The sequence below is a fragment of the Pseudomonas mercuritolerans genome (assembly GCF_025706525.1).
GTDB classification, from domain to species: domain Bacteria; phylum Pseudomonadota; class Gammaproteobacteria; order Pseudomonadales; family Pseudomonadaceae; genus Aquipseudomonas; species Aquipseudomonas mercuritolerans.
In genome coordinates this window covers 431,005-450,861 of sequence record NZ_JAMSHA010000002.1, presented here as the reverse complement: position 1 = coordinate 450,861, position 19,857 = coordinate 431,005, and the positions used below count along the sequence as shown (strand labels likewise).

At 59.1% G+C, this 19,857-nt stretch carries 18 protein-coding genes; 9 read left to right on the top strand and 9 right to left on the bottom strand.

What is annotated here, in order from left to right; genetic code table 11:
• Positions 1–78 precede the first annotated feature (78 nt).
• A complete protein-coding gene (locus ND528_RS06850) occupies positions 79–1,647 on the bottom strand; it encodes a phospholipase D family protein (RefSeq protein ID WP_212617432.1) in 1,569 nt (522 codons plus the stop codon).
• 61 nt (positions 1,648–1,708) lie between these two features.
• The gene (locus tag ND528_RS06845; protein ID WP_263469959.1) at positions 1,709–3,130 is read right to left on the bottom strand and encodes an aminotransferase-like domain-containing protein; all 1,422 of its coding nucleotides are present in this window, start codon (positions 3,128–3,130) and stop codon (positions 1,709–1,711) included.
• 175 nt (positions 3,131–3,305) lie between these two features.
• On the opposite strand from ND528_RS06845, the gene ND528_RS06840 reads away from it, so the two are divergent.
• The gene (locus ND528_RS06840) at positions 3,306–3,548 is read left to right on the top strand and encodes a DUF1127 domain-containing protein (RefSeq protein ID WP_073470922.1); all 243 of its coding nucleotides are present in this window, start codon (positions 3,306–3,308) and stop codon (positions 3,546–3,548) included.
• A 134-nt stretch (positions 3,549–3,682) separates the two neighbouring features.
• On the opposite strand, the gene ND528_RS06835 is transcribed toward ND528_RS06840, so the two are convergent.
• Positions 3,683–4,993, bottom strand: a complete 1,311-nt coding sequence (locus tag ND528_RS06835) for an NAD(P)/FAD-dependent oxidoreductase (RefSeq protein WP_263469958.1) — start codon at positions 4,991–4,993, stop codon at positions 3,683–3,685.
• Positions 4,994–5,139: 146 nt separating this feature from the next.
• On the opposite strand from ND528_RS06835, the gene ND528_RS06830 reads away from it, so the two are divergent.
• Positions 5,140–5,493, top strand: coding sequence for a YkgJ family cysteine cluster protein (locus tag ND528_RS06830; protein ID WP_123441968.1), 354 nt, complete (start codon positions 5,140–5,142; stop codon positions 5,491–5,493).
• A 113-nt stretch (positions 5,494–5,606) separates the two neighbouring features.
• Here ND528_RS06830 and ND528_RS06825 read toward each other — a convergent pair whose 3' ends face one another.
• On the bottom strand, positions 5,607–6,095 hold the full coding sequence (locus tag ND528_RS06825) for an Lrp/AsnC ligand binding domain-containing protein (protein WP_010465173.1): 489 nt from the start codon (positions 6,093–6,095) through the stop codon (positions 5,607–5,609).
• A 153-nt stretch (positions 6,096–6,248) separates the two neighbouring features.
• Here ND528_RS06825 and dadA point away from each other — a divergent pair, with 153 nt between their 5' ends.
• The 5 genes from dadA to ND528_RS06800 all read left to right on the top strand — a co-directional run bounded on the left by dadA (position 6,249) and on the right by ND528_RS06800 (position 10,277).
• Positions 6,249–7,553, top strand: a complete 1,305-nt coding sequence (gene dadA / locus ND528_RS06820) for a D-amino acid dehydrogenase (protein WP_122506211.1) — start codon at positions 6,249–6,251, stop codon at positions 7,551–7,553.
• On the top strand, positions 7,525–7,878 hold the full coding sequence (locus ND528_RS06815) for a RidA family protein (RefSeq protein ID WP_016772564.1): 354 nt from the start codon (positions 7,525–7,527) through the stop codon (positions 7,876–7,878). The genes dadA and ND528_RS06815 overlap by 29 nt, the downstream gene beginning before the upstream one ends.
• Before the next feature lie 93 nt (positions 7,879–7,971).
• Complete coding sequence (gene alr, locus ND528_RS06810; protein WP_130912303.1) at positions 7,972–9,045, top strand: alanine racemase; 1,074 nt, start codon at positions 7,972–7,974, stop codon at positions 9,043–9,045.
• 88 nt (positions 9,046–9,133) lie between these two features.
• The gene (locus ND528_RS06805) at positions 9,134–9,682 is read left to right on the top strand and encodes a cupin domain-containing protein (protein ID WP_016772566.1); all 549 of its coding nucleotides are present in this window, start codon (positions 9,134–9,136) and stop codon (positions 9,680–9,682) included.
• A gap of 181 nt (positions 9,683–9,863) precedes the next feature.
• Complete coding sequence (locus ND528_RS06800; RefSeq protein ID WP_130912302.1) at positions 9,864–10,277, top strand: c-type cytochrome; 414 nt, start codon at positions 9,864–9,866, stop codon at positions 10,275–10,277.
• A gap of 54 nt (positions 10,278–10,331) precedes the next feature.
• Here ND528_RS06800 and ND528_RS06795 read toward each other — a convergent pair whose 3' ends face one another.
• The 3 genes from ND528_RS06795 to ND528_RS06785 form a co-directional block, all read right to left on the bottom strand.
• Positions 10,332–11,051 carry an AAA family ATPase gene (locus ND528_RS06795; RefSeq protein WP_130912482.1) on the bottom strand — a complete coding sequence of 240 codons (720 nt, stop codon included), beginning with the start codon at positions 11,049–11,051 and terminating at the stop codon, positions 10,332–10,334.
• Positions 11,044–11,706: an ABC transporter ATP-binding protein gene (locus ND528_RS06790; protein ID WP_263469957.1), complete on the bottom strand. Its 663-nt coding sequence runs from the start codon at positions 11,704–11,706 to the stop codon at positions 11,044–11,046. The genes ND528_RS06795 and ND528_RS06790 overlap by 8 nt, the downstream gene beginning before the upstream one ends.
• A 222-nt stretch (positions 11,707–11,928) precedes the next feature.
• A complete protein-coding gene (locus tag ND528_RS06785) occupies positions 11,929–12,807 on the bottom strand; it encodes an ABC transporter transmembrane domain-containing protein (protein ID WP_263469956.1) in 879 nt (292 codons plus the stop codon).
• Between the two features lie 304 nt (positions 12,808–13,111).
• Here ND528_RS06785 and ND528_RS06780 point away from each other — a divergent pair, with 304 nt between their 5' ends.
• Positions 13,112–15,034: an acetyl-CoA hydrolase/transferase C-terminal domain-containing protein gene (locus ND528_RS06780; RefSeq protein WP_263469955.1), complete on the top strand. Its 1,923-nt coding sequence runs from the start codon at positions 13,112–13,114 to the stop codon at positions 15,032–15,034.
• 132 nt (positions 15,035–15,166) lie between these two features.
• Here ND528_RS06780 and ND528_RS06775 read toward each other — a convergent pair whose 3' ends face one another.
• Positions 15,167–15,739 (bottom strand): xanthine phosphoribosyltransferase, encoded by a 573-nt coding sequence (locus ND528_RS06775; RefSeq protein ID WP_016772573.1) that lies wholly within the window; start codon positions 15,737–15,739, stop codon positions 15,167–15,169.
• Positions 15,740–15,796: 57 nt separating this feature from the next.
• Complete coding sequence (gene rep / locus ND528_RS06770) at positions 15,797–17,806, bottom strand: DNA helicase Rep (protein WP_130912477.1); 2,010 nt, start codon at positions 17,804–17,806, stop codon at positions 15,797–15,799.
• Positions 17,807–18,078: 272 nt separating this feature from the next.
• Between rep and ND528_RS06765 the strand changes: the two genes are divergently transcribed.
• Entirely contained in the window at positions 18,079–19,752 is a 1,674-nt protein-coding gene (locus tag ND528_RS06765; protein ID WP_263469954.1) for a putative bifunctional diguanylate cyclase/phosphodiesterase, read from the top strand.
• Positions 19,753–19,857: the final 105 nt, after the last annotated feature.

Genomic DNA, 19,857 nt, shown 5'->3' with positions numbered 1-19,857 from the left:
TCGCGAAAGCGGTGCACCAGTCAGCTCATTTGCTGGATGTGAAACCGTTTTCGCGAGCAGGCTCGCTCCCACAAAGGATCACAACATCCGCTCCAGGCCCACGCTGGTGCTGAACCACGAGTTGAAGCGCCGCCACCAGCTCCCCGGCTCCTTGGTCAGGGTGTGCATCTGGCCGTTGTCTTCGGTGACCCAGACGACCTTGCCGTCCTCGAGTTTCGCCTGATAGCTCAGGGTCGGCGCCATGCCTTGCAGTGCCAGTGCGCGCACGTGCTCGGCCAGTTCCGGGCTGTCGACCAGGACGCCGACTTCGGTGTTCCACAGCACCGAGCGCGGGTCGAAGTTGAACGAGCCGATAAACGACTTGCGCCGGTCGAAGATCATCGCCTTGCTGTGCAGGCTGGAGTCCGAGCCGCGATACGAGCGGCTGTAGAACACTCGCGGCCCGCTGCCATAGTTATCCCCAGGCTGGCGGCGCAGTTCATAGAGTTTCACCCCGTGTTCAAGCAACGCCTTGCGATAGGGCGCGTAACCACCATGCACCGCCGGCACGTCAGTGGCCTCCAGCGAATTGGTCAGCAGGCTCACGGAGACCCCGGCATCGGCGCGCCCGGTGAGGTAGACCAGCCCTGGCTGGCCCGGCACGAAATACGCGGAAATCATGATCAGCTCTTTGCTGACACCGGTCAGCTCCGGCGCCAGTTGCGTGGTCAGCAGCAGGTGCGGATCGGGTTCGCCTTTGGACAGGACCTTGCTCGGCGCATCCCACAGGGCCTGGTTCCAGGCCCAGATCAGCTCTTTACGCCAGATGTCCATGCGCGGGTCGGTAGTGAATTTCATCAACTGTTGATACAACGCGTGGTTCTGCTTGCGGGTTTCTTCCAGCGATTCTTCCAGGCGCGTGCGCGTGTTTTGCAGGTCGGCGGCGGTCGGTTGGCTGGATAGGAATTCGTCGATCGGCTTGCTCAGCGCGCTGTTCCAGTACTGATCGAAGCTGTGTCCGAGTTGCTCGGCCACCGGGCCGATGCTGAGCATGTCGATGTCGGTGAAATTCAGGTTGGGTTCGGCGTCGAAATATTCATCGCCCAGATTGCGCCCGCCGACGATGGCCGCGCTGTTGTCCGCCAGCCACAGTTTGTTGTGCATGCGCCGGTGCTGCACGGACAGATTGAACAGTCGTCCGGCCGCGCGCGTTACGCCGGTGCTGCGCCCCAGGTGCAACGGATTGAACAAACGAATCTGTATCTGCGGATGCGCCGCCAGGGTGGCGATGATCTGGTCGAGGCCGTCGCTGGTGGTGTCGTCGAGCAGGATGCGCACGCGCACGCCACGGTCGGCAGCCTTGAGCACTTCCTCCACCAGCATCCGCGTGCTGATGCCGTCATGGACGATGTAGTACTGCAAGTCGAGGCTGACCTGGGCATGACGAATCAGCTCGGCGCGGGCGGTAAAGGCCTCACCGCTGTCGGAGAGCAGGCGAAACCCCGACTGCCCTTTGTAGGGCGCGGCCTGAGCCTGAATCGAACGGCCGAAGCTGGAGTCCGACGCTGGCAATGCCTGGCTTGGTTCGCGCGGCACATCGAGGCTGGCGCAGCCGCTGAGGAACGAGGCGAGTATCAGTGAAGCGAGTAAGGGCTGTCTGAAGCTCACGTAGGATCGTTCCGGTTGGCGGCTGGGGTCGGCAATTTGGACGCCGGGCGCGCAAAAAAGGTCAGTCGGTCTCAGCGAGCAGTTTGATTGCCGCAGCGCCGACCTTGCGCACCGCTTCTTCGATCTGCGCTGTTGGTTTGGCAGCGTAGTTCATCCGCAGACAATTGCGGTACTTGCCCGAGGCGGAAAAGATGCTGCCGACAGCAATCTGTACGCCCTGATCGTGCAGCGCGCGATTCAGTTTCAGCGTGTCGAAACCTTCCGGTAGCTCCACCCAGAGCATGAAGCTGCCTTGCGGGCGACTGGCGCGAGTGCCGGCGGGAAAGTAGCGCGTCACCCAATCGATCATCGCATCGCGATTGCGCTGGTACTGCATGCGCATGCGCCGCAAGTGCGGCTCGAAATGGCCGGCCTTGATGAATTCGGCAATCGCGATCTGCGGTTGTGGCGCGGTGGATCCGGTGCTGATGTATTTCATGTGCAGCACCCGCTCCAGATATCGGCCCGGCGCCACCCAGCCGATGCGCAGCCCCGGCGCCAAGGTCTTGGAGAACGAGCTGCAGAGCAACACGCGGCCGTCTTCGTCGAAGGATTTGATCGTGCGCGGGCGCGGATAGGTGTAGGCCAGCTCGCCATACACATCGTCTTCAATGATCGCCACGTCGAAACGCTGGGCCAGGGTCAGCAAGGCGCGTTTGCGCGATTCGGGCATGACGTAGCCGAGGGGGTTGTTGCAGTTGGGGGTGAGCTGAATGGCCTTGATCGGCCACTGTTCCAGCGCCAGTTCCAGGGCATCGAGGCTGATGCCGGTCAGCGGATCGGTGGGGATTTCCAGGGCTTTCATGCCCAGGCCTTTGAGGGTCTGCATGGCGCCGTGGAAGCTCGGCGAGTCCACCGCGACGATGTCACCCGGCTCGCAGATCGCGTGGATGCTGGTGGACAGCGCTTCGTGGCAGCCAGTGGTGATGACCAGATCGCTGGCGCTCAACTGACAGCCGGAATCGAGCATCAGCCGTGCGATCTGTTCGCGCAGTTCGAGGTTGCCGTGGATGTTGTCGTAATACAGACCAGGCATGTCCTGCCGGCGACTGATACGCGCCAGTCCGCGCAGCAGCGGCTTCATGGTAGGTGAGCCAACATCGGGCATGCCACGGCCCAATTGCACGACGTCCTTGCGCGGTACGGCGCGGATCAATTCCAGCACCTGGTCCCACTGCGAAATCTCCACTGGCCGTTGCGCCGGACGGCCGACCGCGGGCAATTCCGGCAGTTCGCGACTGACCGGCACAAAATAGCCGGACTTGGGTTTTGGCGTGGCGAGGCCGCTGTCTTCAAGCACCCGATACGCCTGCTGCACCGTGCTCAGGCTGACTCCATGTTCGACGCTTAAGGCGCGCACTGACGGCAAACGATCGCCGGGGCGATAGAAGCCTTGTTCGATGCGAGTGCCGAGCAATTCGGCGAGGTTTACATACAGAGTCATGACGGCCTCGGTGCGTCTTGGTGGAAACCAGTACAGATGCGGCAAAAATCAGTCATTCAGTCAGTGAATCGGCAAATCTGTATGAAGTTAATACAGGTTCGTTGAGTCTGTAATGGTTTTTCCCGCCCGCGCATCATGGAATCTCTGGCTACCCAAGTAAACAGGAGCAACGAAAATGAACGGCTTGAGCGATGTGCGGCTGACGTTACACAGTCAGGAACTGGCGGCAGGGCAGAAGGACAGCGCGCGCAATCTGCTGCGTAACGCACCGTCCGGCCTCAGTCGCTGGGGTCTGTTCTGGCATCGTCTGCACACGCGCAAGGCGTTGCTAGGCCTGACACCGGAGCAACTCAGGGATGTCGGGTTGACGCTGGAGCAGGCAAGGGAGGAGGGGTTGAAGCCGTTTTGGCGAATCTGAGATCTGTATCGTTCTTGCCGGCCTAATCGCGAGCAGGCTCGCTCCAAACAGTGACCGCGTTCTGCCTGAATAAACGCGTTTATTGTGGGAGCGAGCCTGCTCGCGAAAGCGGATCAAGGGCCGCCGAGATACCCTCAGACCAACTCTTTCAGCCGATGCCACAACATCCCCAACGCCAACAACGGCGAGCGCAAATGCTTGCCGCCCGGGAAGGTGATGTGCGGCACCTTGGCGAACAGATCAAAGCCGCCGCCATGCTTCCCGCTGATCGCTTCGGCCAGCAGCTTGCCGGCCAGGTGGGTGGCATTCACCCCATGCCCGGAGTAGGCCTGGGCGTAATACACGTTCGGCTGCTCGGCGAGCCGGCCAATCTGCGGCAGGCGGTTGGCACCGATGCCGATCATTCCGCCCCACTGATAATCGATTTTCACCCCGGCCAATTGCGGGAACACTTCAAGCATCTTCGGCTGCATATAGGCGCCGATGTCTTTCGGATCGCGTCCCGAGTAATGACACGCGCCGCCGAACAGCAAACGTCGATCCGCCGAGAGCCGGTAGTAATCCAGCGCCACCCGCTGGTCGCAGACCGCCATGTTCTGCGGCAGCAAGTTGTGCGCCTGCTCTTCGCTCAGCGGTTCGGTGGCGATGATATAGCTGCCGGCGGGTAGCACCTTGCCGCTCAGTTGCGGGTTGAGGTCATTGAGATAGGCATTGCAGCCCAGCACGAGCGTCTTGGCCCGCACCGAGCCCTGCGCCGTGTGCACCTTCACTTCGGGGCCGTAATCGATGCGCGTCACCGCCGAACGCTCGAACAACTGCACGCCCAGTTGCTGCGCCGCTGCCGCTTCGCCCAGCGCCAGATTCAGCGGATGCAGATGTCCGGAGCCCATGTCGATCAAGCCGCCGACGTAGCGCTTGGAGCCGACCACTGTGTGCATTTCGTTCGCTTGCAGCAAGCGGGTTTCGTAGCGGTAACCGAGGCCGCGCAACTCTTCGGCATCTTCGGCAAAACCGTCGAGATCGGAAGGCTTGTTGGCGAGATCGCAATAGCCCCAGGTCAGGTCGCAGGCAATACTGAAACGCTCGACGCGCCGGCGAACAATCTCCACGGCCTCAAGGCCCATGAGTTTCATCTCGCGCACCCCGTCGGCACCGATGACATTGGCGAACTGATCGAGGCCGTGACCGACACCGCGAATCAGTTGCCCACCATTGCGACCGCTGGCGCCCCAGCCGATCCTGTGCGCTTCCAGCAACACCACGCTGAAACCGCGTTCGGCCAATTCCAGCGCCGTATTCAGCCCGGAAAAGCCACCGCCGACCACGCAGACATCCGCCACCACCTCGCCTTGCAGCACGGGATGGTCAGGCTGCGGCAGGCTGCTGGCGGCGTAATAAGAGGCAACGTGGGGTTGGCTCGCGGTGGTCTGGGCGCGGGCGGTCATGGGCATCATCCAACGGCTGAGTGTCGAGAAAATTTGACGGAGCATAAGCCGCACGCCCGAACGTGGGCAACATCGGTCGGCCTGCGGTGTCTGGATCCGGGCTTTTGCGGCACAATCGTTATCCCGCCACTTTGGTCACCGTATCGATGAGCTGCAACAGCCAGAAAATCCGCAACCTGCGTCAGCAGATTCCCACGTTCGACTGCGTGCCGGGCTGCCATGACTGCTGCGGGCCGGTGACCACCTCGCCCGAGGAAATGGCCCGGCTGCCGCGCAAAACCCGCGCCGAACAGGATGCCGCGCTGGAAGAACTCAACTGTGTGCACCTGGGGCCGAATGGTTGCACGGTGTATGAAGAGCGGCCGCTGATCTGCCGCTTGTTTGGCACCACCAAGACCTTGCCATGCCCGAACGAGCGGCGGCCGGTGGAGTTGATTCATCCACGGGTGGAGAAGCAGATTTTCGAGTACATGGCGGCGAATCGGCAGGTGTTGGTTTAGCCGTTGCGTTCAGTTCAGACCGAGTCGACTTCTTCGCGAGCAGGCTCGCTCCCACAGGAGATTGCATTTCAAATGTGGGAGCGAGCCTGCTCGCGAAGGGGACGCCGCCGATTTCAGTCCGGAATCGGCAGGCACAGGCTCTCTTTCACTTCTTCCATGACGATGTAGCTCTTCGATTCGCGCACATGCGGTAGCTTCAAGAGAATGTCGCCCAGCAGTTTGCGGTACGAGGCCATCTCGGAAATCCGCGCCTTCACCAGATAGTCGAAATCCCCTGACACCAAATGACACTCCAGCACATGCGGCAGCTTCAGCACCGCGCGTCGGAACTCTTCGAATGTGTCACCGGATTTGTAGTCGAGACTGATCTCGACGAACACCAGCAGGCTACCCTTCAAATGCTGCGGATTGAGCCGGGCGTTGTAGCCCATGATGATCCCTTCGCGCTCCAGACGCCGCACGCGCTCGGTGCACGGCGTGGTCGAGAGGCCGACCTTTTCTCCGAGTTCGGTGAAGGAAATCCGCCCGTCCGCCTGGAGGATGCGCAAGATGTTGCGGTCGATCTTGTCCAGCTCACGTTTGGTCTGAGTGTTGGTACGCATAGGGGATGCGCCTCCGTGAAAAGGGTTTTTGCCGAGAATTGTCGCCAAATATAGGCGCTTATATAGTGAAAAGCACTGGCATTTCTTTTTTAAACTGCGCCCATCATTGCTCTAACAAACCGTTCGGCGAAAAGCCGCGATGAGGGATTGAAAATGCGCGTCATGGTCTTGGGTAGCGGCGTCATCGGTACCGCCAGTGCTTACTATCTGGCCCGTGCCGGGTTTGAAGTGGTGGTGGTCGACCGGCAGCCTGCTGCGGCCATGGAGACCAGTTTCGCCAACGCCGGCCAGGTCTCGCCGGGTTACGCCTCGCCGTGGGCCGCGCCGGGCGTGCCGCTCAAGGCCATCAAGTGGTTGCTTCAGCGCCACGCGCCATTGGCGATCAAGGCCACCGCCGATATCGACCAATACCTGTGGATGGCGCAAATGCTGCGCAACTGCACTGCCAGCCGTTACGCGGTGAACAAGGAGCGCATGGTGCGTCTGTCCGAGTACAGCCGTGACTGCCTCGATGAATTGCGCGCCGAAACCGGTATCGCCTACGAAGGCCGCAGCCTCGGCACCACGCAGTTGTTCCGTACTCAGGCGCAACTGGATAACGCCGCCAAAGACATCGCGGTGCTGAAAGAATCCGGCGTGCCGTTTGAAGTCCTTGACCGCGCCGGCATCGCCCGCGTCGAACCGGCGCTGGCAGGCGTGACTGACATTCTCGCTGGCGCGCTGCGTCTGCCCAACGACCAGACCGGCGACTGCCAGATGTTCACCACCCGTCTCGCCGAAATGGCGCGCAAGCTCGGCGTGGAATTCCGTTTTGGCCAGGACATCCAGAAACTCGACTACGCCGGTGATCGCATCAACGGGGTATGGATTGACGGCAAGCTGGAAACCGCTGACCGCTACGTGCTGGCACTGGGCAGCTACTCGCCGCAACTGCTCAAGCCGCTGGGCATCAAGGCCCCGGTGTATCCGCTCAAGGGCTACTCGCTGACCGTGCCGATCACCAACCCGGACATGGCGCCAACGTCGACCATTCTCGACGAGACCTACAAGGTCGCGATCACCCGTTTCGACAACCGCATCCGCGTCGGCGGCATGGCCGAGATCGCCGGTTTTGACCTGTCGCTGAACCCGCGTCGGCGCGAAACCCTGGAGATGATCGTCAACGACCTTTATCCTCAGGGCGGCAATCTGGCCGAAGCGAGTTTCTGGACCGGCCTGCGCCCGACCACGCCGGACGGTACGCCGATCGTTGGCGCCACGCCGTTCAAGAATCTGTTCCTCAACACCGGTCACGGTACGCTTGGCTGGACCATGGCCTGCGGTTCCGGCCGTTTGCTCGCCGACCTGATGGCGAAGAAAAAGCCGCAGATCAGCGCTGAAGGCCTCGATATTTCCCGTTACGGCAACCAGACCCAGGAGTCCGCAAAACATGTCAATCCAGCGCCAGCTCACCAATGAGCGCATGAGTCAGATCGTCAGCCACAACGGCACCGTGTATCTGGCCGGGCAGGTCGGCGACGACTTCGACGCCGGAATTGAACAGCAGACCCGCGACGTGCTCGCCAATATCGAACGTCTGCTCGATCTGGCCGGGACGGACAAACAGCATCTGTTGTCGGCAACGATCTATTTGAACGACATCGAAGCGCACTTCGCCGGAATGAACGCGGTGTGGGACCAGTGGCTGCCCAAAGGCGCCGCGCCGGCCCGCGCCACCGTCGAAGCGAAGATGGCCAAGCCGAGCATTCTGGTGGAGATCTCCATCGTCGCCGCGCTGCCATAACGTTCCCAAGATCCCTCTCCCGGTGCTGTTGGCGGTTCACGTCGTCAGTCAGCGCCGGTTTTTCTTCCCATGACCGCCCAGAAGTCTGCCGCCATGCGTCCTGCCCGTGCCCTGATCGACCTTCAAGCCCTGCGTCACAACTACCGAATTGCCCGTGAAGTCACCGGCGCCAAGGCGCTCGCGGTGATCAAGGCGGACGCCTATGGCCATGGCGCGGTGCGTTGCGCCCAGGCGCTGGAAGCCGAGGCGGATGGTTTTGCCGTGGCTTGTATCGAAGAAGCTCTGGAGCTGCGTTCCGCCGGGATTCGCGCACCGGTATTGCTGCTGGAAGGCTTCTTCGAAGCTGACGAGCTAGCGCTGATCGTCGAGCATGATTTCTGGTGCGTGGTGCATTCGCTGTGGCAGCTCGAAGCGATCGAGCAGGCAGTCCTGAGCAAACCGATCACGGTATGGCTCAAGCTCGATTCCGGCATGCACCGCGTCGGCCTGCATCCGAAAGATTATCCAGCGGCCTATCAGCGTCTGCTGGCCAGCGGCAAAGTGGCGAAAATCGTATTGATGAGCCATTTCGCCCGCGCTGATGAACTGCACGCGCAGAGCAGTACCGAGCAGGTGGCGGTGTTCGAAGCGGCGCGTCAGGGTCTGGCGGCGGAAGTCAGCCTGCGCAACTCGCCAGCTGTGCTCGGTTGGCCAGAATTCCAAAGCGATTGGGTACGCCCGGGCATCATGCTCTACGGCGCGACCCCGTTCGAAGAAGCCAACGCCGTCGCTGAACGCCTGCAACCGGTGATGACCCTCGAATCGAAAGTCATCAGCGTGCGTGAATTGCCGGCCGGCGAGCCGATCGGTTATGGCGCCAGGTTCATCACCGACAAGCCGATGCGCATCGGCGTGGTCGCCATGGGTTACGCCGACGGCTACCCGCGCCAGGCACCGACCGGCACACCCGTGCTGGTGGCGGGCAAACCCAGCCGCCTGCTCGGGCGCGTGTCGATGGACATGCTCTGCATCGATCTGACCGACGTAGCGGAAGCGGGGCTTGGTTCAACTGTCGAGCTGTGGGGTAAAAACATCCTCGCCAGCGACGTGGCAAAGTGGGCCGATACCATCCCGTATCAGATCTTCTGCAACCTGAAACGGGTGCCAAGGCTCTATTCCGAGGGTTAACGCCGCTGCGGGGGCCAGCTGTTGTAAATACTGAACGCTGTCGCCATGATAACGCTCAATATTCTTACAACATCAGGAGGCTCCCGCCTTGGACGTCGGTGAACGACTGCAATCGATCCGCAAGCTCAAAGGGCTTTCCCAGCGTGAACTCGCCAAACGCGCGGGCGTCACCAACAGCACCATTTCGATGATCGAAAAGAACAGCGTCAGCCCTTCGATCAGTTCGCTGAGAAAGGTGCTCGGCGGCATTCCCATGTCGATGGTCGAGTTCTTTTCCGAAGAGATCCTGCAGGACCAACCGACTCAGATCGTCTACAAGGCCAATGAGCTGATCGACATCTCCGACGGCGCCGTGACCATGAAACTGGTCGGCCGCGCCCACCCGAGCCGCGCCATCGCCTTCCTCAACGAAATCTACCCGCCGGGCGCCGACACCGGCGAAGAAATGCTCACCCACGAGGGCGAGGAAACCGGGATTCTGGTGGAAGGTCGCCTGGAGCTGGTGGTGGGGCTGGAAACTTTTATCCTCGAAGCCGGCGACAGCTACTATTTTGAAAGTACCAAGCCGCATCGTTTCCGTAACCCGTTCGACGTGCCGGCGCGACTAATCAGCGCAGCCACGCCGGCGAATTTTTAAGCAGAAGGCGCCAGGCCAATATGGCAAAGGCCCCCGAACCGTTTTACCGATGGGCAACAAGACCCCTCTAACCATGGGGTTGTTTCAGTACAGCGGCCTACCCGCTATACTTGCGCCCGCCTGCGAACCGTGGCCGCAGGCGTGAATAGCCACCATTGAGGGTGAACGCGTGAACCTAATTATGAAAATGCTGGCTGCACCAGCAACCGTAGTGGCCCTATGGGCTGTCAGCGCTCAAGCTGCGACAAATGACGACATCGCCAAACGCCTTGAGCCCGTCGGCCAGGTGTGTGTTCAAGGGCAGGAATGCAAGGGTATGGAAGTGGCTGCTACCGCTGGCGGTGGCGGCGGAGCAAAGGCCCCTAAAGACGTGATCGCCAAACACTGCAACGCTTGCCACGGCACGGGCCTGCTTGGCGCGCCGAAGATCGGCGACAAGGCAGCCTGGAAGGAGCGGGCCGATCATCAGGGTGGTCTGGACGGCATCCTCGCCAAGGCCATCACCGGCATCAACGCCATGCCACCAAAAGGCACCTGCGCCGATTGCTCCGATGAAGAGCTCAAGGGTGCGATCAAAGAGATGTCCGGTCTGTAATCAGCGGCGGCTTTGAAAAAACCGTCTTCGGACGGTTTTTTTGCGCCTGCAATCTCACTGCATGTTTTTCGTGATGTAGGCGCCGGCAGAATTGAGCACCGCTTTGTACACGGCGTAAGCATCGGTATCTTCAGGCGCTATTTGCTCGCAGCGCCCTCCTGATATCTGCCTAAGATCACATCCCGGGATCGACATGATGAGGGGAGAGTGAGTAGCGATGATGAACTGCGCGCCGCCGCGCGACAGCTCCATTATCCGGTTGATAAAAACCAATTGCCTCAACGGGGATAACGATGCTTCCGGCTCGTCGAGCACATACAGACCTTGGGCTTTGAATCGATGTTGAAACAACGCCTCCATGGCTTCACCGTGCGACAGGCAATGCATATCCACGCCGCCGTAATAGGTCTTTATTTCGGGATCAAAGCTCGCCTCTGCATCAAGCTTGCGAATTGCAGTATTCAAGTTGTAGAAGGTTTCTGCCCTGTAGAAAAAAACGTCCTTCTCCCTTCGGTAGCCTTTTGAGAGCGTCAGGCTTTCGTGCAGTTTTGAATGCGTGTTCTCCGTCGAGAAATTGAAATTCTTCCCACCGCCTTCTGGATTGCAGCCTGACTTGATGGCAATGGCTTCGAGTAATGTGGATTTCCCAGCACCATTTTCGCCAATAAAAACCGTTATCGAGTTGCTGAGCTCAAGCGGGAAGAGGTTTTGTAGCCGGTCACCCACCGTCATGTCTGGCTTCAGGCGTATTTGCTGGATAAACAGATCATTCATATCGATGCCTTCTGAAGATTCTATCGACGGATACCTTCACGCCAATCATCGTTATGCCGAGTCTTATCGAACCCGTGCTGGCCATGGTAAAAATTCCGATATAACCGAGACAGGCAATAAGACGCTCGCCAAATAATTCCGGCGTGGCAGCGGCACTGAAGAAAATGACCGATACCGTCCCCGCCGATATAGCCATTTCCGGCCAGAAGGATTGTATGGCGCTTGCTTTCAGATACTTGTAGCGTGCTCTTACCGTGTCCTTCAAATATCCATAGCTTCTGATGAGTTGCATTTTACTTTGCTTGCCATCGCTGGAAACGTTGAAGGCGCTGATAAGCGACTCTTTGTACAAATCTTCCTTCGACATTTCTGCTGCATATAACCGCTGGATTACAGGCTTGGCAAATCTCAACTGCACGCACGTCGACACAATAATTAAAGCGATGGGCAGGAAGAAATAGATGTTTTCCCGGAGCAGAATATAGGCTGCGGAAACCGTCAAAATGCAAGAGCCCATGAGATGGATTGTGTCATGAATGACGGAAGCAATTTTTTCCGCGTCTTCTTTTATCAATGTCACCCGAGAACATAACGGAGAGGGGCGTTTATCATGCACAATGAAGTTGATAAGTAGAAAGCGGGATCTTGCTTCCATGAGCGTTGCCAAGGAATTGCCCAGAGCTTGGCTTGATAGCTTGGTTAGAAAAACAGCGATAAGAGTGAAATAAAATTCAGCGTTAATGGAGCCGGTAGTAAGAGCCGACAGGCTCTTTGCGACCACTGATGGTATTAACAATTGACATATAGTTGCTACGGTAAGGCAAATAACCGAAAGCAGAAAAACGGTCAGGTTATTTCGCAAGCATATAAACATAGTTCAATGCCCCTCGTGCTGCAGTTCGTAGCTACGAATTCGACTACGTCTATAAGATGCCTCTCTGCTCGAGTAGTAGATAGATATCAGTGACATCGTGGGGCTCAGAACGCGTTCAAGATAAATGGCTGAGGCAAAAATTGAGCCTATAGTCGCTTCGCCAACGCTTAGCAGATGGGCCGATAGCAATAATAAGACCACTATCGCTATCGGATAACATGTACCTGACATTGATTCGAATGTTGTAGATTTGAGGCTTGAGCGAAAAGCGAGGCGCTCGATATTTTTTATATCGACCTTGGTCCTGTTGGTGTATGGCTTTGCATTAACTAAAAGTTCACAGAGGGCGCCTATTGTTAAGGTGTTCTCTTGAATATATTCATCAAACAGTGAGTTGCTATTTTTTCGAGTTATAAGGTATGCCGCAATAGCATAAACGACGCCGGTAAGTGGTGCGAGTGCCAGAAGTGGATGATAGTGGGCAGTCACCAGGAGCGCAGCGATAATGATGCTGCAGTTCAGCGATACATCCAGATAAATTGAGTGATACAAATACATCGAGCCATCAACGTCGCCATCGATCAGTTCGATCCGCTCGCCTGGTTTTTGCGTATGCTCGAAGCTTCTGTCTAGTAGGTGATTCAGGATTGCCTTCTTCAAAATAAATCTTGTTTTGGACGCGGTTTTTTGTAGATAGATGTTGGCTGCCAGTTTTAATGGGGGCGTGGCGATGAGGAGGAACGAAGCGCCCGCGAGCGCGTATAAATATAAACTGTCACTTGCCAAGTATAGGTTGATTGAATTGCCTATCAAATAGGGTGATGCGCTTGTAAGAATCGCAATGCCTACACCAAAGCAGCAGAGTATCAGGTTGCTTTTCATTAGAGGTCAGTGCTTCCGGAGAGAGGTTCTTTTTTGCAGAGCTTTTGAATCCTGCCTCCAAGGCTACCTGTGTAGGCAATAAGTACAATTGAGACGTGTCTGGTAGTTGCGCGTGATTGAATTACAGGTGATGTAGGAAAAGAGTTGTGCGTTTGTGAGGCGGTTCGTCTTGCCGACTTAACAGTCGGTGATTCGCCCTCAGTCGAAACTTTGGCCCTTTTTTCGCACCAATCACCTTCCCCCGGAAGTAATTCCCCGGCAATCTCGGTCTACCCCTATCAACGGAACGGGCGGGAGGCTTCAGATGGTGCAGTTGTGTTCGATCGAACAGGCGGTGGACGATGTGCTGGCGCGTTTGCCTGCGCACATCCACATGGGCCTGCCGCTGGGGTTGGGCAAGCCGAATCACTTCGTCAACGCGCTGTACCGGCGCATCAAGGACCTGCCCGAGCGGCAGCTGACGATCTATACCGCGCTGTGCCTCGGTCGGCCGAATCTGGGCGATGGCTTGCAGAAGCGCTTTATCGAGCCCTTTGTAGAGCGGGTGTTTGGTGATTATCCGGAGTTCGATTTCCTCGCCGATCTGCAGCGCGACAGCCTGCCCGCCAACATCCGTATCCAGCAGTTTTTCATGCAGCCTGGCAGTCTGCTCAACAGCGCGCCGGCGCAGCAGGATTACGTCAGCAGCAATTACAGCCATGCCGCTCGCGACATCAACGCAGCGGGTCTGAATCTGGTGGCGCAATTGCTCGCCAGCAGCAGCGAACACCCTGATCGCTTAAGCCTGAGCTGCAACCCGGACATCACCCTCGACCTGTTGCCGATGATCGCCAAGCGCCGCGAGGCGGGGGAGACCATTGTGCTGGTCGGCCAGGTGCATACGGATCTGCCGTACATGCCCGGCGATGCGGAAGTCGACATCGACACCTTTGATCTGCTGATCGACGAGAAGGACAGCTGCACGCTGTTTTCCACGCCGAACATGCCGGTGGGCTTTCAGGATCATTTCATTGGCTTGCACGCCAGTACGCTGGTGCGCGATGGCGGTACATTGCAGATTGGTATCGGTTCGATGGGGGATGCGTTGACTGCTGCGCTACTTGCCCGTCAGGCCGATAACGCCGGTTATCAGGCGGTGCTCGATGACATCAACCTCAGCCAATGGGCGCAATTGATCCAGCGCGAGGGCGGCACCGCGCCATTTGCCAAAGGCCTTTACGGTTGCAGCGAGATGTTCGTCAACGGGCTGTTGGTATTGGCGGATGCCGGGATCATTCGGCGCAAGGTCTATCCGGATGTGCCGACTCAGGAGCAGGCCAACGCCGGTACCCTCGACGAAGCCGCGCAGCCCGACGGTATCTCGGTGCATGGCGGCTTCTTCCTTGGCCCGCGCAGTTTCTATGAGCGGCTGCGCGAGTTGCCGCAAAGCAAGCTGCTTGAATTCAACATGACCCGCATCAGCTACATCAACGAGCTGTACGGCCAGGAAGAGCTCAAGCGCTTGCAGCGCATCGATGCGCGCTTCATCAACACCGTGTTCACCATGACTCTGCTCGGCGCCGGCGTGGCTGATCAATTGGCGGACGGACGCGTGCTCAGCGGGGTTGGCGGCCAGTACAACTTTGTTGCCCAAGGCCATGCGCTGGAGGGCGCGCGATCGATGTTGATCCTGCGCAGCTGGCGCGAGTCCGGCGGCGAGGTCAGCTCCAACATCGTCTGGGACTACGGCCACTGCACGATCCCGCGGCACCTGCGCGACATCGTCGTCACCGAGTATGGCATCGCTGATCTGCGCGGCAAATCCGACGCGGCGGTGATCGAAGCGTTGCTCAATATCAGCGACTCGCGGTTCCAGCCGGGGTTGATCGAGCAGGCGCAGAAAGTCGGCAAGCTGCCAAAGGATTTCCGTATCGATCCACGGTTTGCCGATAACACACCGCAACGCTTGCAGGCGATTGCCGCACGGCATCCGAACCTGTTTCCGGAGTATCCGCTGGGTTGTGATTTCACCGCCATCGAACGGGATCTGCTGCGGGCGCTGAACTGGCTGAAGAGCAAGTTCAAGCTGACCGAGATTCTGGAATTGGGCAAGGCAGCGCTGGATGCGCCGGAGGCTTCAGTGTTCCCGGAACATCTTGAGCGGATGCAGCTCACAAACCCGGAGGGGTTGAAAGAAGACCTGTTTCAGCGCCTGCTGCTCACAGGCCTGAAAGCCACCGCGCAGTAACTGACCACCCCCAGAACCCACTGTGGGAGCGAGCCTGCTCGCGAAAGCGGTGTGTCATTCACTCAACAGGGTGACTGACACAATGCATTCGCGAGCAGGCTCGCTCCCACAGGGGTAACTCGGTGCCGCTGGTTACTCGATGAAGGTAACGACGCCATCCTTCAGCGATTGCACGCGGGCCAGGGATTCAACGCGGTAGCCCTGCGAGTCCAGTTCGGCGCGGCCGCCCTGGAACGACTTCTCGATGACGATGCCCAGGCCGGCAACGGTGGCGCCGGCCTGTTTGATGATCGAGATCAGCGCTTGCGAGGCCTTACCGTTGGCCAGGAAGTCGTCGATGATCAGCACGCGGTCGCTGCTGGTCAGGTGGCGCGGGGAGATGGCGACGGTGCTTTCGGTCTTCTTGGTGAACGAATATACGGTCGCCGAGAGCAGGTTCTCAGTCAGGGTCAGCGACTGTTGCTTGCGGGCGAAGATCACCGGCACGCCGAGGTTCAGACCGGTCATGATCGCCGGTGCGATGCCCGAGGCCTCGATGGTGACGATCTTGGTGATCCCCGAGTCCTTGAACAGCGCGGCGAATTCGTCACCGATCAGCTTCATCAGGGCCGGGTCGATCTGGTGGTTCAGGAAAGCGTCGACTTTCAGGACCTGATCGGAAAGCACGATGCCTTCTTCGCGGATTTTTTTGTGCAGTGCTTCCACAACAGCTTCCTCTGTTGGCGCGATGGGCGCCGAAGGTAGATTAAAAAGTAGTCGATTCTAGCGCTTTAACATCGCGCGTATATCGGCCAATGCGCTATTGCCACGCACGGCTTTGACTTCAGTCGGGGTGTCGTCGTTGCCTTCCCAGGCCAGATCGTCCGGCGGCAGCTCATCGAGGAAGCGGCTCGGCGCGCAGTCGATGATTTCACCGTACTGCTTGCGCTTGGCAGCGAAGGTGAAGGCCAGGGTCTGGCGGGCGCGGGTGATGCCCACGTAGGCCAGGCGGCGTTCTTCTTCGATGGTGTCGGCTTCGATGCTGGAACGGTGCGGGAGGATTTCCTCTTCCATGCCCATGATGAACACGTAGGGGAATTCCAGGCCTTTGGAGGCGTGCAGCGTCATCATTTGCACACCTTCGGCACCGTCCTCTTCTTCCTGTTGGCGCTCGAGCATGTCGCGCAGCACCAGTTTGCCGATGGCGTCCTCAACGGTCATTTCGCCTTCTTCGTCCTTCTCGAGGGTGTTTTTCAATGCCTCGATCAGGAACCAGACGTTGCCCATGCGGTAGTCCGCAGCCTTGTCGCTGGAGCTGTTGGTACGCAGCCAGTTCTCGTAGTCGATGTCCATGACCATGCTGCGCAGCGCCGAGATCGGATCTTCGCCGGCGCACTGCTCGCGGACTTTGTCCATGAAACGCTTGAAGCGCGCCAGACGATCGGTGAAGCGGCTGTCGAGATGTTCGCCCAGGCCGATTTCGTCGGTGGCGGCGTACATCGAGATCTTGCGCTCGGTGGCATAGTTGCCGAGCTTTTCCAGGGTGGTCGAGCCGATCTCGCGGCGCGGCACGTTGATCACGCGCAGGAAGGCGTTGTCGTCATCCGGGTTGACGATCAGGCGGAAGTAGGCCATCAGGTCCTTCACTTCCTGGCGACCGAAGAAGCTGTTGCCGCCGCTCAGGCGATACGGCACCTGATGGTGTTGCAGCTTCAATTCGATCAGCTTGGCCTGGTAGTTACCGCGATAGAGAATCGCAAAATCGCTGTAGGGGCGGTCGGTGCGCAAGTGCAGGCTGAGGATTTCCATGGCCACGCGCTCGGCTTCGGCGTCCTCGTTGCGGCAGCGGATCACGCGGATCTCGTCGCCGTGGCCCATCTCGCTCCACAACTGTTTTTCGAATTCGTGCGGATTGTTCGAGATCAGCACGTTGGCGCAGCGCAGGATGCGGCTGGTGGAGCGGTAGTTCTGCTCGAGCATCACCACTTTCAGGGACGGATAGTCGTCCTTGAGCAGCATCAGGTTTTCCGGACGTGCGCCACGCCAAGCGTAGATCGACTGGTCATCGTCGCCCACCACGGTGAACTGGTTGCGCTTGCCGATGAGCATCTTCACCAACAGGTACTGGCTGGCGTTGGTGTCCTGGTATTCGTCGACGAGCAGGTACCGCACCTTGTTCTGCCACTTTTCGAGAATGTCGGCGTGTTCTTCGAAGAGCTTTACCGGCAGCAGGATCAGGTCATCGAAGTCCACCGCGTTGAACGCCTTGAGCGTGCGCTGGTAGTGGGTGTAGACGATGGCGGCGGTCTGCTCCTTCGGGTTGCGCGCGTTTTCCAGGGCCTGGGCGGGCAGGATCAGGTCGTTTTTCCAGGCGCCGATCATGTTCTTGATCTCGTCGACGCCGTCGTCGCCCGCGTATTCCTTCTGCATGATGTCGGTCATCAGGGCTTTGACGTCGGTCTCGTCGAAGATCGAGAAACCGGGTTTGTAGCCCAGCCGCGCATGCTCCTTGCGGATGATGTTCAGGCCCAGGTTGTGGAAGGTGCAGACGGTCAGGCCGCGCCCTTCGCCGGCACGCAACAGGGTGCCGACCCGCTCTTTCATCTCGCGCGCGGCCTTGTTGGTAAAGGTCATGGCGACGATGTACTGGGCGCGAATGCCGCAGTTCTGGATCAGGTGCGCGATCTTGCGCGTGATCACGCTGGTCTTGCCGGAGCCAGCACCGGCGAGCACCAATAGAGGGCCGCCGACGTAGTTCACGGCTTCTTGCTGCCGGGGATTGAGTCGGGACATACGAAAATTCGGGAGTCGTTGACGAAATGGGCCGGCATTTTAACAGGCTCAGCGATTTCTGCTGCTCTGTCCGACTTGTGACGCAGCACGCGATTCAGATTTGCCGCTTTTGTTACTTTCACGCAGGATACGCGGGGATTTTGCGGCTAATGTTCTCATTCGTGACACAAAATAACGTTTCGATGCCGTTGTCATCAGACAACGCATTGGTCATTGTTCAGCACAACGGCATAATGCCCCGCCTACATCATTGCAGAGTCTAGGGAGTCAGCTTGTCTACGCCTGTCGAACCCTTGCGTTTGCTGCTACTGGCCGAGGAGCCAGCGTGGACAGCGTTGTTGCGTGAGTGTCTGGCTCCGATGGGGAGCGCGGCGGTGCTGATCAGCGCGCCGAACTGGGATTCGGTCAGCCGCCTGTTCGAGGACAACCGCCACGCGGTATTACTGACTCTGCCGGCGTTGCAACCGCCACCCGGGCGTTGCAGCCTGCCGACCGTTCTGCTGCTGGAGCACGAGCCGGCCACCGCGCCGGTCGGTGTCAGCGACTGGCTGGTGTTCGACGCTCTCGACGCCGGCATGCTCCAGCGCTGCCTGCGCCATGTGCGCGAGCGCGGCGTGCTGGAAAACACTCTTCAGCGCCTGGCCGAACAGGACCCGCTGACCGGTATCGCCAACCGTCAGGGCTTCCAGACTCTGCTCACCGCGCGCCTTGCCGAAGGCGACGGTCGCGGTCTCGCCCTCGGCCATCTCGATCTCGACAACTTCCGCCATGCCAACGATGCCCTTGGTCATCAGGCCGGCGATCGCTTGATCCTGCAAGTGGTCGCGCGGCTGAAAAGTCAGCTGGAGGCCGGCGATCAACTGGCACGGCTGGGCAGCGATGAATTCGCTCTGCTGATCGATACCCGTCGTGCACCGCAACGCGCCGAGTGGATGGCCGAACGCATCACTGAGGCGTTGGCCGAACCTTACTGGGTTGACGGCGAAAGCCTGCTGATCGGTTCCAGCCTCGGCATCGCCCATGCCCGTGCCAACGGCGGTGCCGATCCACTGATGTGGCACGCCCATATCGCCATGCAGCAGGCCAAGAGCACACAGGGCTGCACGTTTCATATCTTCAACGAACGCATCAACCGCAACGCGCGGAGCATGGCCGACCTCGAAAGCGAACTGCGCCGGGCCTTGCGCCGCGATGAGCTGGAACTGCATTACCAGCCACGCCTGAATCTTGAAGACGGCCAGATTGTCGGCCTCGAAGCGCTGGTGCGCTGGCGTCATGGCGAGCGCGGTCTGTTGCCACCGAGCGAGTTCGTGCCGCTGGCCGAGCAGAGCGGTCTGATCGTGCCGCTGGGCTACTGGGTCATTTCCCGCGCCTTGCGCGATATGCAGGCCTTGCGCGAGCAGGGGCTGCCGGCGCTGCACATGGCGATCAACCTGTCGTTCCGCCAGTTTCAGGACAGCCAGTTGCTGCCGACGCTCAGCCGCCTGATTGCCGAGCGCGGCGTCGAGGCGCAGTGGCTGGAATTCGAACTGACCGAAACCGCGGTGATGCGGCGCAGCGATCTGGTCAAACAGACCATGGACGCCCTCGGCCGCCTCGGTGTGCGCTTCTCGCTGGACGATTTCGGCACCGGGTTTTCGTCGTTCGTGCACCTCAACAGCCTGCCGATCACCTTGTTGAAGATCGACAAGAGTTTTGTCGGCGGCATGGAACAGCGCGAAGAGAACCGCAAACTGGTGCACGCGATGATCAACCTTGCGCACAACCTGCACCTGGAAGTAGTTGCCGAAGGGGTCGAGACGCCGGAGCAACTGGAGTTGCTGCGCGGGTTCGGCTGCGATCAGGTGCAGGGTTACCTGATCAGCCGACCGCTGCCGTTGGAGGATCTGGTGGAATATCTGGCGTCTGGATCGAACCAGCAGCCGGCTTTGGAAATCGTCGGTTGATCACGATTGTTGCGGCCGGCACAAATCCCCGTGGGGGCGAGCCTGCTCGCGAAGGCGTTCTGTCAGCTGAATGATCTGTGCCTGACGCTCGGTCTTCGCGAGCAG

Excerpts from the sequence above, each read along its gene's own strand:
- ND528_RS06845 (WP_263469959.1), bottom strand. The coding sequence starts at position 3,130 with ATGACTCTGTATGTAAACCTCGCCGAATTGCTCGGCACTCGCATCGAA.
- ND528_RS06840 (WP_073470922.1), top strand. The coding sequence starts at position 3,306 with ATGAACGGCTTGAGCGATGTGCGGCTGACGTTACACAGTCAGGAACTG.
- ND528_RS06835 (WP_263469958.1), bottom strand. The coding sequence starts at position 4,993 with ATGACCGCCCGCGCCCAGACCACCGCGAGCCAACCCCACGTTGCCTCT.
- ND528_RS06830 (WP_123441968.1), top strand. The coding sequence starts at position 5,140 with ATGAGCTGCAACAGCCAGAAAATCCGCAACCTGCGTCAGCAGATTCCC.
- ND528_RS06825 (WP_010465173.1), bottom strand. The coding sequence starts at position 6,095 with ATGCGTACCAACACTCAGACCAAACGTGAGCTGGACAAGATCGACCGC.
- dadA (WP_122506211.1), top strand. The coding sequence starts at position 6,249 with ATGCGCGTCATGGTCTTGGGTAGCGGCGTCATCGGTACCGCCAGTGCT.
- ND528_RS06815 (WP_016772564.1), top strand. The coding sequence starts at position 7,525 with ATGTCAATCCAGCGCCAGCTCACCAATGAGCGCATGAGTCAGATCGTC.
- alr (WP_130912303.1), top strand. The coding sequence starts at position 7,972 with ATGCGTCCTGCCCGTGCCCTGATCGACCTTCAAGCCCTGCGTCACAAC.
- ND528_RS06800 (WP_130912302.1), top strand. The coding sequence starts at position 9,864 with ATGAAAATGCTGGCTGCACCAGCAACCGTAGTGGCCCTATGGGCTGTC.
- ND528_RS06795 (WP_130912482.1), bottom strand. The coding sequence starts at position 11,051 with ATGAATGATCTGTTTATCCAGCAAATACGCCTGAAGCCAGACATGACG.
- ND528_RS06790 (WP_263469957.1), bottom strand. The coding sequence starts at position 11,706 with ATGGAAGCAAGATCCCGCTTTCTACTTATCAACTTCATTGTGCATGAT.
- ND528_RS06785 (WP_263469956.1), bottom strand. The coding sequence starts at position 12,807 with ATGAAAAGCAACCTGATACTCTGCTGCTTTGGTGTAGGCATTGCGATT.
- ND528_RS06780 (WP_263469955.1), top strand. The coding sequence starts at position 13,112 with ATGGTGCAGTTGTGTTCGATCGAACAGGCGGTGGACGATGTGCTGGCG.
- rep (WP_130912477.1), bottom strand. The coding sequence starts at position 17,806 with ATGTCCCGACTCAATCCCCGGCAGCAAGAAGCCGTGAACTACGTCGGC.